Below are 12382 nucleotides of genomic sequence, written 5' to 3' on the forward strand. Positions count from 1 at the left end.
ATATGAGTTTTAATATTGATAATGCAGTGGAAGAATGGCGGAAAGAACTCCTGGCGCAAGAGGTGATGGAACCGGGCTATGCCGATGAGATCATAGCTTCGCTTTACGACCGTTATGATGATTACTTATTACAAGGTCTGGATCAAAAAGCGGCTTTTGAAAAAGCCAAAAAGGCCGTTTCGCCATGTTTAAAAAGCACTTGTCAGGAATACCAAAAGGTGACTTCCCAAAAAACCATTATACCGTCTCAAAAATCAAAACTTTTCATTTTGTTACCTAATTACCTAAAAACAAGTTTACGTCATTTGAGCCGTAAAAAGTTTTATAATGCTATCAATTACCTCAGCTTGGTGATAGGCTTATTGTTTACGCTTTTAGCTATACTTTATATCGATTATGAAACCAGCTTTGATGCCTTTCATCAAGATAACGACCAGAAATACCGATTAGGTCGAGAATTCAGGTCACAAAAATACAGTGTTTACAGTTTTGATGGATACTACAGTGCGCCACGAGAAACGCAACTCAAACAGATCAATGGCTTGCAAAATATTCAGGGAGTAGAGTTGGCTTGTCATTTTTACACCTTTGGTTTACCGGAATTGGTCACCGCGAATGCCAAAGAATTAGCAGTAGAAAATCTATTGGAAACCAATACTCCAACTCGCTTTTTTGAGTTTTTCAACTGGAAATTTATTCAGGGTAATGCCAATGAATTTAGCCGGCAATTAAATACGGTAGTGTTAACGGAAAGCGAAGCCAAACGGTTTTTTGGGGATAATTGGGCTCAAGACGATATTATTGGGGAAACTCTCCGGTATAATGACAATGATTTTGTGATTACAGGTGTAATTGAAAACATTCCCGGCACATCGCATTATGATTTTAATATGGCGATGAACGTTAAAAAAATCAATTATTGGGGTAGCCGGAGCTATATTAAAATTGCTGAAAATGAAAACCCACAGGATATCGCCCAACAAATTGATGACAATATGGATAAAATCAACACCCCATTGTCTCAAAGTGAATTGTTTAAAGGGAGTATCATTCAAAACATCAGAGATATTCACCTCAATTCCAATATGTTATATGAGTTGAAACCGCCAGGTGATAAGACCTATCTCTACATTTTTGGGGTCATTTCCGGTATTATTCTGTTGCTGACCATATCCAATTATACCAACCTTTCCATAGCGATGAATGCCTCGCGAACGCGTGAAATCGGCATGCGAAAACTCTTTGGTGCCAAAAAACCGCAAATCGTCAAGCAATTTCTGGCAGAATCGCTCTTACTGAGTTTGCTGAGTATTCCGCTAGTATATTTGGGTTTAAGATTGCTCATCCCGGAGTTTAATACTTTTATGAATGTCGATCTACAGACATCCGATGGAAAAATCTGGTTGTATATGTTTGGGATAGCGTTGATTATCGGATTACTTTCCGGACTTTATCCGGCCTTATATTTGGGAAAGAAAAAAATCATCCGATTGTTTCAAGGCAATCTCGTCAAAAGTGGCGGAAGTGGTGTCACGACCCGAAAAGCCATCATTACTTTTCAATTTGCCTTACTAATTGGTTTGTGTAGTTTAACGCTATACGTCAACCAACAATTGGACTATATTCAAACCGCCGACATTGGGTTTGACCGGGATGCTTTGGTTTATGTTAACCTTGGTGAAGATGCTGATGTCTATAATACCTTTAAAAATGAAGTGCTTAAAATTCCTGGTGTCACCGGCGTGGGCACCGGTAGTCCACTAGGGCGAAGTCCGTTTAACCAAACCACATATAAGCTCGGCCAAACCGATGAGGTTTTTGATGACGCCTACGATGTTTACCTGACTTATGAATCTGTAAAAATGCTGGGGATTGAAACCAGTATCCCGGACATCATTGAAAATCCGGATAACGCGCCAAAGTCAATCGTAATCATCAACGAGACCTTAAAACAGAAATTAATGAAGCAATTTAATCTAACGGCTAATGAACTTTTAGGACGACGAATCATAGAAGAACCCGAATATACCGATGAAGAAACCGGCGAAGTAGGATTTCCCTTTGAAATTGGCGGTTTTTTTAGGGATATCAATATGTTTTCTTTACGAGAACGCATCACGCCGATGTTCATCACCGCTTACAAAGAACCCGAAAATGTACGCTGGGCTGCAATTGGATTCGATACCGACAACACAGAACAACTAATGACGCAGATCAAAGCGGCTTATAAAAAGTTGAATTTAGACAAAGCTTTTTACACCAGTTATTTGTCTCAAAATATCGAAGAATTATATAAAAAAGAACGCCGATTAGGCAGTATTTGCATTTTATTTAGCGTGGTGGCATTTTTCGTAGCGGTGATCGGATTAATTGCGTTAACAACGTATTTGACAACACTAAAACAAAAGGAAATCGGTATAAGAAAAATTCTTGGAGCCAATTATTTACAATTGATCAAACGTTTTAATAAAGAATATGTATGGTTATTGATCATTGCCATTATCATTGCTGCGCCACTCACTTATTATGGCGTTTCGCAGTGGCTGAATAGCTTTGCCTACAGAATAGATTTAAACCTGTTAATCTTCCTTTGGGCGGCACTGATTACCATTTTTATTTCAGCCACGGCAGTAAGTTTGATTACTCTAAAAGTCGTTCGGGCGGTGCCTGTAAAAACCCTTCAGGAACAACAATAATATTTAAATTATGATACATAAAAAGGAAATAAAAGTACAGTTTGCAACTCTCATTTTTCTTAGCCTTTTAACTCTTATAAAATGCTCTACAAAAGCGGAGAAAAGCAAAGATAAACACGACAACTGGAAAGGAACCTACCAACTTCAACTTGCTACAGATTCGACTGCGATTAACTTTGAACTAGAACTGATTACCGGAACTGATGAACAGGTTTACGGATATTTAAGATCTGATTTTAAATCTTATGATTCACCGATCGCACTGGATAGCGTTGTTGATGATTCAGCTTTTTTCCATGCGTATACCAACAAATTGAGATTGAAAAAGGAAGACTCCATTTGGCAAGGGAAATTCACGTTTTTGAGAAATGAATATGATGCTACGATGCGTCAAACTGATACCATGGTGCGTCAATCACTTGCTGATTCCAGAGATTTCTTACCACTTCAATTTGATAAAGATTTTCAAACCAATGCCTGGGCAACACCTGTTTCTGCTGATCAAATATATTTTGTGAGTAAAAAGCGAATTTATTTAGCCAATAACGATGGCGAGCTATGGAAAACGCAAGAAGTGAATTACGACCGTAAGCATTGGGAGTTTTATTCAATAGGCATTGCAGCTGATCAGTCTAAACTTATCGCTCACGGCAAACCCTTAGTAGATAGTTTACCACATCAGGGTGGCGGTGATTACTATTTTCTTGACCTTGAGACCCCGACAAAAGTTGGGAAAATAACAGCTTTACCCAATTCAATCAATACCGACAGCTATGATATTTTTCCGTGGATGACCACTCAGGGCGATATACTTTTAACCACTTACGGTAAATTAGAAAATATCGAAAAGTCTGGAAAAGGAGATATTTATATCGCAAGACTTAAAGATGATGGGAGCTACAGTGTTGAAGAATTTGATAAGAACATCAATACTGAAGAAGCTGAAGCCGGCGTGTTTATGGGTTACGATAACAGATTTATCATTTTTCATAAAAATAACCGAAAAAAAGATTTACCAGACCGTTTGTTCATCAGTCGAAAACTCCAGGACGGCTGGTCTGAACCTGAAATGATTGGCCCACCGGTGAATCGGGATTTTATCTGGACTTATGGTGGCAGAATAGATCCGCAGGGGAAATATTTTTATTTCAATAGCGGGTTCAGAGGGCAAACTGAAATTTATCGGGTCAAGACATCAGCAGTTAAAGAATTACGAGAATTTTATTAACTAAAAAATATTATACTATGAAATTAAAATTATTACTTGCCGAAATCTTGCTATTAGTAAATTCAGTAGCGCCAGCTCAAAATATCAACAATTACTTAGATCAGTATCAAATCATTCCTCAAATGATCAGCCAACATCCAAACGGAGAATGGTTTATTTCTGCAAATTCTAAGGGAACAACCCCTCAATTATTTAAACTTACTCCGATAAATGAAGAGGAAGCAAAAATAGATACTTTGGATTATGGATTTTACTTGAATATTTCAAAGCTGTCTAATGATGGTGACCATTTGTTGTATGCTTTTGCAGATACCATTCAGGATGTGCGAAAAACCTACTTGAGAACATATGAAAATGGTCAATTTAGCGAACCGGTAGATTTTAGAAAAATGACAGGCCTAAAGGCATTAACTTACTTTATGGTGGATAAAAACGAGAATGTCTATTTCTACACCTATGCGAAAGACCCGAAAGGGCTTTATCGGATCATGAAAACTGACGAAGACCGCTACGGTAAAGCCGAGTTATTACTCCCCAACAGATCCAATTATGTGCCGTTTTCACCATTGCTTTTAGATGAAAAAACCATGCTTTTGGCGCAACATGGAGTTGATGATCAGAGCGTCAACGGTATTTATGTCAGTCAAAAAACAGCCGGTAAATGGCAAACACCCGTCAAGATTGAAGACTGGCCTTATGGTTGGAGCTTAGGATTTGATAAGAATGGCGATATTATTTATATCAATGCTCAAACCCGTAGGACTGAATATTACAAACTCGAAGAAGTTCAAAAAACACTTAAAAATTTGATATGATGAAAAGACTAATTTTTATTACGATGCTATGTTTATTAAGTCAAATCTGTTTAGCTCAAGAAGAAATCAATAGCATATTAGATTCACTAAAAATTGTTCCAACAACTATCAGTTTTCATCCCAAAGGCGATATTTTGATTTCGACCGCCTACAATCGTTCTGATAAATCCCAGTATATGTTGCTCATTAATAAAGCTGATGGCAGTGTAAACATTGATACGCTTTCTACAAGCAGACCCAACCGATCGGCATTTTCTTCTGATGGCGAATATCTCATTCATAATTTTCAGGATGAAGTTTCCGGTGAGTTTTATACCGTAAAACGCAAATACGACGGTCCACAGAATATCGGCGCGCCTTATTATTTGTCGGAACGGCTTTTTGTGGATAATATGTATTACTATTTTATGGATGATAATCAAGACTTTTACTATTACACTTACAACAGGGAAAACAGGTCTGATGGTGGATTGCTGTATGCTAAGTTTGAAAACGGTGAATACCAAAAACCCCAAATGATATATCCGGATCGTGAAAATGCCGTAGCTTATTCCCCATTATTGTTAGATGATAAGACCATGATTTTTGCCCAGCATGGGGTTTCAGATGATACCTTTGAAGGCATTCATTTTTCACTCAAAAATAAAGAGGGCAAATGGTCAGACCCTGTTATGTTGGAGGTTATTCCGATGAGCAATGTGATAACGTCCTATGATAAAAAAACAATAGCCTTTCTGGTCGCTAAAACCGGTAGGTTAAGATTTTATGACAAGAGCAAAATTATGTTTATGATTAATCAGAACAAAAAACTGACAGAAACAAAAGATCAATGATGATGAATTTTAATAACAAATTAAACATTGGTTTTCTCGGTCTAATGTTGATCTTATTCAGTTGTATGTCTGATGAAAAGCGGAAATCTGAAGGTTTTTCTTGGATTTCGGAAACCGATACTTTACACCTTGTTGGTAAAGACGTGTTGTCCAGACCAACTGCAGAAATCTATAATTTTGCCTTTACGTCTGAAGGCGATACCATTTTCTTTCACACCACAGACAAAGGCGATGGTGAATCCGGTATTGCTATATCCAGTTTAACTTCTTCCGGATGGTCTAAACCGCGACCGGCTCCATTTGAAACTGATGATTTTGAAGAAGGCCATGTAAGCATGAGTCCGGATGGTAAACGACTGATTTTTAGTTCAGATAGAACAGATAACTTAAAAGGAGAGCCCAAATCCGCAGATGATTTTTTTGTGGTATCTCAATCCTCCAATTGGATAGATGTAAAACGAATCAGTTCAACAGTTAAAATGAGCGAAAAGCGCGGAAGTTTAGCAAAAGACGGGTCGTTTTATTATTGGGCCTACCAAAGAGGTTCCGGCATGTATTTTTTTAAAGCTAAAATAAGTGATGATAAAATTAAAGATAAACAAGACGCCCGAAAAATGCTCTTCCCGGATTATAGCGGAGAAAACAATCCCTTTGTAGATCCACAACACGAGTACATGCTTTTTGCGGTTTATGGACGTGATGAGCGCTACGATAAAGAAGATATTTACATCTCCCATCGCAAAAATAACAGCTGGTCAACCCCAAAAATTCTAGACGAGCCGATCAATACAAAATATAATGACACTAGTCCATTTGTGACCCCCGATGGTAAATATCTGTTTTTCGTGTCCGACCGCTTAACTTCAGAAACTGATACTATAGCGAACAGAAATCTTTACGTTATAAAAACTGATCAATTAAAGGCGTTAAATTAAAGTAATGACCTAAGCATTTTAATAGTGAAGACTTGTTATTTTATATATTATGTTTGCCGGCTGTGTATTTTTCTACCTATTGGTTAATAAATCAAATAATGGCTCGTTGATGTAATAATTTCCAGTCCCAAGTTTTTTCTTAATCAACAATCCATCATCAGCTAACTTATTTAAATAATTAGCTGCCGTAATCCTAGAAACATTCAAATCATTGACTAAAAATTCAATTTTAGTATAGGGATGTTTGAATAGATTATTCAATAAATCCTGACTGTAGAATTTATAATTCTCTCTTATTTTATGTTTATAATTCATCATAAGCTCACTTATCTTTAAGATCAAGTCTATTGTTTCTCTCGATGTCTTCTCTATTCCATCAATCATAAACAATAGCCATTCTTCCCACGAATCGGTATCTCTCACTTTCTGGAGTAAACGGTAGTAATCCGTTTTATTTTTAATGATATAGCTACTCAAATACAGAATAGGAAGGTCTTGTAATTTTTCCTGAATCAGATATAAAATATTAATAATCCTGCCGGTTCTCCCATTTCCGTCGTAAAAGGGATGAATACTCTCGAATTGATAATGGTTAATTGACATTTTAACCAATGGGTCTAATTCATCTTTATCGTGGCTGTTTATAAATGTTTCCAGATTATCCATTAATCGTTCAATATCTTTGTAATCTTGCGGAGGAGTATAAACTACTTCACCTGTTGCGGAGTTTTTCAATTCAGTTCCCGGGAGTTTTCTAAATCCGGCATCGTTTCCTTCTAATTCCTGAACGTTACCAATATGGGCATGCACTTTTAAATCATAAGCGTGAGCACTATCTATAATAGCTTTGGCTACTTCATACTTTAAACCATGGGCTCCGGGATTTTTTTCTTCAATGCCTTTTTCATTAAAATAATAGATTTTCACAAAATCCGGGTCAGTTTTCAAAAATTCAGGCCAAATCGTCTTCAGTTGAGAAATGGAGTCTACAAAAGCATAGGAGTTATATAAATCATTTCGGCTTTGTGAGATTTTTCGAGATTTTCTCTCATTTCTTCAATCGTATAATACCCTAAAGTATAGGGTTCATAGGCGGTAAACGGATGACCTAAGGTCGAGGTAAACCCCCAGTTAGAATAAAGCACACGAGGTGAGGACACAGTATCCAAATGCTTCCTAAAAGCCTTAACACCTTTAGACTTGGAGGTCATATTTCTAACCAGCAAGATGCCTTCAGATAAATATTTATCGACAAGGTCATGTTGCCAACTGCGATCTAAATTATGCGTATGGCCTTCAACAAAGCCTGGTGTGATGTATTTACCTGTGGCATCGATGGTATCTTTAATCACTCCTTGTTTAGAAAATAGCAAAGAATCTGAACTGATATAAAAATCTGACTCTTCCCAATTTCCGTTTTGAAATACGTGAGCACCTTTGACCCATGTGACCGGTTGTTGGCTTTCTGAAGATTGACAAGCGAATAGTGATATTATCAATATGAAACTAAAAGATAAACAAAAAGCGTATTCAATTTTCATTTTTTATTTCAAAACTAACATGAAATTCAACAAACTCTAAAAGAAAAAAGTTGAACTGGCATATATATCGATGAGTTGTCAGATAAACATCAAATTTCTCGATTAGAGCTTTTCAAAACCTCAAAGTAATCTAACAACACTTTATCATTGAGTTCTGTCGGCGTAAAGATTTCTAAAATAGATTTGCTTTTAGATTTAATAAATGTCGGTAATTGATTTTCTAATCCAGCCTTATCGGAAACTCTATTATATTCAAATCCATACATCTTTGCCAAATGTTTAGCAGTATGCTGATGTTGGGTTTCAAAATAGGTATGGAAATAATCATCGTGTTTATCGCCGGGTAAAATCCTAAAAATACCACCACCGTGATTATTGATAATAATAATTTTGAAGTCGGTTGATGTGTAATCATTCCAAAGGGCGTTGGAATCGTATAAAAAACTCAGATCGCCACAGATTAAATATGCAGATTTGTTTTGAACAACACTCGACCCAATCGCAGTAGATGTTGAACCGTCTATGCCGCTTGTGCCACGATTACAAAAAACTTGTGTTTGCGTATCTAAATCAAAAAAGTTGGAATATCGGACACATGAGCTGTTACCGAGATGCAATAAAATGTCTTTAGGGAGGTTTTTAAAAATAAAATCATAACACCAAAAGTCTGAATACTGTATGTTTTTGATATAATTTTCTGTTTGTATTTCACGACTATTCTTTATGGTATTCCAATACGTGAAATAATCTGATGTTTTAGCTTTGATTTGAGGTTTAATTGCGTTAAAAAATTCTTTCACCTCATACTGTAAGTGAATCACATCTGAAAAAAACGTATCATAAGCATTATATGGATTGATATGATAATGAAATTCAGGTTTAAAGCGCCTTAAAAAAGCTTTAAGTTTTTTAGACACTAACATTCCGCCTAAAGTCAATACAATTTCGGGCTGCAATTTATCAAATAAATTTTCTTTTTTATCATCCAACTCTATGGGAGCAATCATCCCATCAATGCTATAAAAAAACCTCTCGTGATTTAAATTAGATGTGGTTTCCGTCATGACGATAACCGAGTTATCTTGTGTTAAAAACTCTAAATCTTCAATTTTGATATCGTCGGGATGGTTAACACCAACTAAAACTAATTTCCGATCAGATGCATTCCAGTGTTCAACGAAGCTTTCTATATGCATTTGACGAACCTGAGAAAAGGCGTCTTTATTTGTAAACTCAAATGCATTTAAATCCACATTTTGAGCATCAATTTTATCATATAGTGGTTCATCAAATGGAGCGTTGATATGCACGGGGAGTTGATTTTGATGGCAAGTTTGTAAAGCATTAAAAATTTGATTTGAATTAAAATCTTGAATCAACGTATTATCATCCTCACGGTTATCACTTTTTAAATTGGCTTCATAGGCAACATGATTGGTAAAAACATAAGGCTGTTTAATGGTCTGACCATCACCAACATCAATCAAATGTTCCGGTCTATCTGCTGAAATCACCACGAGAGGGATTTGGCTGTAAAAGGCTTCAGCCACAGCCGGAAAATAATTTAACATGGCCGAGCCAGAAGTACAGACGATGGCTGTTGGTTCTTGAAGTTGTTGAGCCATGCCCATAGCAAAAAAAGCCGCACAGCGTTCATCGACAATACTGTAAGTGTTAAAAAAAGGCTGTGTCGCAAAACTAATAGTCAATGGAGCGTTACGAGAACCGGGAGAGATTACGATGTGTTTTATGCTGGCTTTACGGCACAATTCTACGATAGTCTGTGCTGATGGAATCGAAGATATATTGTATTTCAATCTTTATGTTTTTATACAAATTTACAATTCTAAAGTCAATGGTATTTCTTTGGGTAAATTTTCTTAGAGCACATTTAACAAGGTTTGAGATTTGGCAAGCGTTTCCAAGTATTCTGCTTCGGGTTGACTATCTATTGTGATGCCTCCACCGACATAAAGTTCAATATAGTCATCAAAGACTTGCATACATCTTAAATTCACATACAAATCTGAAACGCGTTTGATGTTTTTTATGGCTTGCTGTTCTTGATTCCTTCGAGTTTTAGATCGTGTAACGGCGTGTTTAAAGTGCATAGGGCCTAAAAAGCCAGAATAGTAACTACGCTCATAAAGCTCATTGGTTTCAATAAAATTCATGGCTTTGTCTTTTGGCAAGCCACAAACTGCAGAAGTAGGATGTAAATCCTGAATGATTTTAGATAAATGTTCAGGTTGAATTTTGGCTTTTACATCCGATTTTAAATGCCATAAATCTCCAGCTCTTACGTTATGAGTCTCTACAATTTTAACATCTTTGGAATGTTTTTTTAAAGCAGAAATAATGAAATCAACCACCATTTGTTGTTCTTCTCTTTCTTTACTTGTCCATTCGGGTTCTGGTTGTTCTTGAGCATTTATGGTACCTGCTAAAGCAGCAGTTTCTAGCACATTTCTATCAAGGTAAATAAAACGTTCTGGTGTTGCACCAAGCCATAATCCTATTTTAGGGTGATACCAACAATATGAAAATGCATCTGGATAGTTCTGACATAATCTTTCAAAGACTTCAAAAATGTGGATTTGATAATTAACTTTTATTTTACGTGAACAGACGATTTTATCTATATCTGTATTTTTAATGGTATCAATAGCCTTTGAAACTAGTTTGATATGGTTTTCTCGTTCTGCAATAGAAGGTAATTTCTTCTGTTTCGATGATTTTATATCTTTTTTATAAAGTTGAGATTGGATTATTTCACATTGATTCTCGGGAAATATTACTTGTGGATTTAATGACGTAAATGGACAAAATACAAAACCAGTTTGGCTAAAATCTTTAATTATATTTAGCTGGTTATCACTTTGTAAATAGGCTTTAAGCTGATAATTTTGCGCATAGCATACAAAAGGGCGTTTCTGCTTATAATGGGATTTTAGACGTTGAAAAAAATCGTTTTGAAACATTTATGAAGACTTTGGTAAAGCTAGAGTAGTAAGTTTAACTGCAGAAATCAATCGGTTGTCCTTATCTGTGATTTTGATGTCCCAAACTTGAGTAGTTTTACCGAGGTGAATAGACATGGCCTTTGCGAACACATAACCGGATTTGATGCTTCTGACATGATTGGCAGAAATCTCAATACCTCTAATGCTGAATTTGGTAGGGTCTAAAAACACAATAGCTGCTGCACTACCTACACTTTCAGCTAGAGCTACCATTGCACCGCCATGAAGCACACCATCAGGTTGATAGACTTTAGAATTTACCGGCATTTTTGCCGCCAGATAATTTTTACCAATTTCTGTATATTCTATAGATAACGTCTCCATTAACGTATTTTTGGTGATGGCATTACAGCGCTTTAGAATCTCTTCATTTGTCATAATTTTGATAAATATTAGTTATACCATAAAATAACTATTCATTAAGACCTATTTTCATGTTGAGTAATCTTAATGAATTTTCTTTATGTTCTTAATGCCTTAATGTTCCAAAAAAATAACAAATTACTTATAGTATGCATGCTTGTAAAAGTTTACACTGCTATAAAAATACACTGATTAGATACAAATGTTTGAATTGTAATTCGTTATTTTTAGCATAATGATTAATTGCTATTTTTGAAATCGACGTAAAAATACACATAAATATATGCCCGAACATAAAATTTCATACTCAACTCAAAAAACCTACTCAACCTTAAATCAATTGACTGATAAAACTGAAAATATTTGGTTTGTTTGTCATGGATTGGGATATTTGAGTCGGTATTTCATTGAATATTTTTCAGTTCTAGATTCTGATAAAAATTACATCATCGCTCCACAAGCGCCGTCAAAATATTATCAAGACAAAAATTTTAAACGCATTGGTGCGTCTTGGCTTACACGAGAAGAAACGCAACTTGAGATGCAAAACATCAAAGCCTGCTTTAATGCCATTTATCAAAAAGAAATACAACCTTATCCTGATAAAAAACTTATCGTTTTAGGCTACTCACAAGGGGTTTCTGTCGCTATGCGCTGGATAGCACAATCAAAAATTAATTGTGATAAACTCTTGATACATTCAGGCGGTATTCCTGTGGAATTATGCGCTAAGGATTTTAAGGGTTTATCATTCAAGGCTTATTTAATTTACGGTAAGTCTGACCCTTACATCACAGAAAACAGAGCTCAACAAGAAATTCAAAAAGCCGAAAATTTGTTTGGGAATGATTTTGAAGTCTTAGCTTTTGAAGGAAAGCATGAAGTTAGTCAAGAGATTTTAAAGACTTTTGATAGGTGAGTTTTTCTCACAAACCTGTCTGTATCCTA

11 protein-coding genes are annotated in these 12382 nt (G+C 35.9%); 6 read left to right on the forward strand and 5 right to left on the reverse strand.

The window, feature by feature from the left end:
• The first annotated feature begins 2 nt into the window (after positions 1–2).
• The 5 genes from FCN74_RS10460 to FCN74_RS10480 are packed head-to-tail and all read left to right on the forward strand — an operon-like array spanning position 3 to position 6507.
• The gene (locus FCN74_RS10460) at positions 3–2696 is read left to right on the forward strand and encodes an ABC transporter permease (RefSeq protein ID WP_171047162.1); all 2694 of its coding nucleotides are present in this window, start codon (positions 3–5) and stop codon (positions 2694–2696) included.
• Between the two features lie 10 nt (positions 2697–2706).
• Positions 2707–3924 carry a hypothetical protein gene (locus FCN74_RS10465; RefSeq protein ID WP_138932547.1) on the forward strand — a complete coding sequence of 406 codons (1218 nt, stop codon included), beginning with the start codon at positions 2707–2709 and terminating at the stop codon, positions 3922–3924.
• A gap of 17 nt (positions 3925–3941) precedes the next feature.
• Positions 3942–4739, forward strand: coding sequence for a hypothetical protein (locus tag FCN74_RS10470; protein ID WP_138932548.1), 798 nt, complete (start codon positions 3942–3944; stop codon positions 4737–4739).
• The gene (locus tag FCN74_RS10475) at positions 4739–5572 is read left to right on the forward strand and encodes a hypothetical protein (protein ID WP_138932549.1); all 834 of its coding nucleotides are present in this window, start codon (positions 4739–4741) and stop codon (positions 5570–5572) included. Before FCN74_RS10470 ends, FCN74_RS10475 begins: the two co-directional genes overlap by 1 nt.
• A gap of 2 nt (positions 5573–5574) precedes the next feature.
• Positions 5575–6507, forward strand: a complete 933-nt coding sequence (locus FCN74_RS10480) for a PD40 domain-containing protein (protein ID WP_171047163.1) — start codon at positions 5575–5577, stop codon at positions 6505–6507.
• Between the two features lie 72 nt (positions 6508–6579).
• On the opposite strand, the gene FCN74_RS10485 is transcribed toward FCN74_RS10480, so the two are convergent.
• The 5 genes from FCN74_RS10485 to FCN74_RS10505 all read right to left on the reverse strand — a co-directional run bounded on the left by FCN74_RS10485 (position 6580) and on the right by FCN74_RS10505 (position 11449).
• Positions 6580–7455, reverse strand: coding sequence for a Fic family protein (locus FCN74_RS10485; protein WP_246062609.1), 876 nt, complete (start codon positions 7453–7455; stop codon positions 6580–6582).
• 38 nt (positions 7456–7493) lie between these two features.
• Positions 7494–8048: an amidohydrolase family protein gene (locus FCN74_RS10490; RefSeq protein ID WP_138932552.1), complete on the reverse strand. Its 555-nt coding sequence runs from the start codon at positions 8046–8048 to the stop codon at positions 7494–7496.
• Between the two features lie 89 nt (positions 8049–8137).
• Positions 8138–9865 carry a 2-succinyl-5-enolpyruvyl-6-hydroxy-3-cyclohexene-1-carboxylic-acid synthase gene (gene menD, locus FCN74_RS10495; protein WP_138932553.1) on the reverse strand — a complete coding sequence of 576 codons (1728 nt, stop codon included), beginning with the start codon at positions 9863–9865 and terminating at the stop codon, positions 8138–8140.
• A 63-nt stretch (positions 9866–9928) separates the two neighbouring features.
• A complete protein-coding gene (locus FCN74_RS10500) occupies positions 9929–11029 on the reverse strand; it encodes a chorismate-binding protein (protein WP_138932554.1) in 1101 nt (366 codons plus the stop codon).
• Positions 11030–11449 (reverse strand): PaaI family thioesterase, encoded by a 420-nt coding sequence (locus FCN74_RS10505; RefSeq protein WP_138932555.1) that lies wholly within the window; start codon positions 11447–11449, stop codon positions 11030–11032.
• 268 nt (positions 11450–11717) lie between these two features.
• Here FCN74_RS10505 and FCN74_RS10510 point away from each other — a divergent pair, with 268 nt between their 5' ends.
• Entirely contained in the window at positions 11718–12353 is a 636-nt protein-coding gene (locus FCN74_RS10510; protein WP_138932556.1) for an alpha/beta hydrolase, read from the forward strand.
• Positions 12354–12382: the final 29 nt, after the last annotated feature.

Source organism: Mesohalobacter halotolerans (assembly GCF_006120725.1).
Taxonomy (GTDB): domain Bacteria; phylum Bacteroidota; class Bacteroidia; order Flavobacteriales; family Flavobacteriaceae; genus Psychroflexus; species Psychroflexus halotolerans.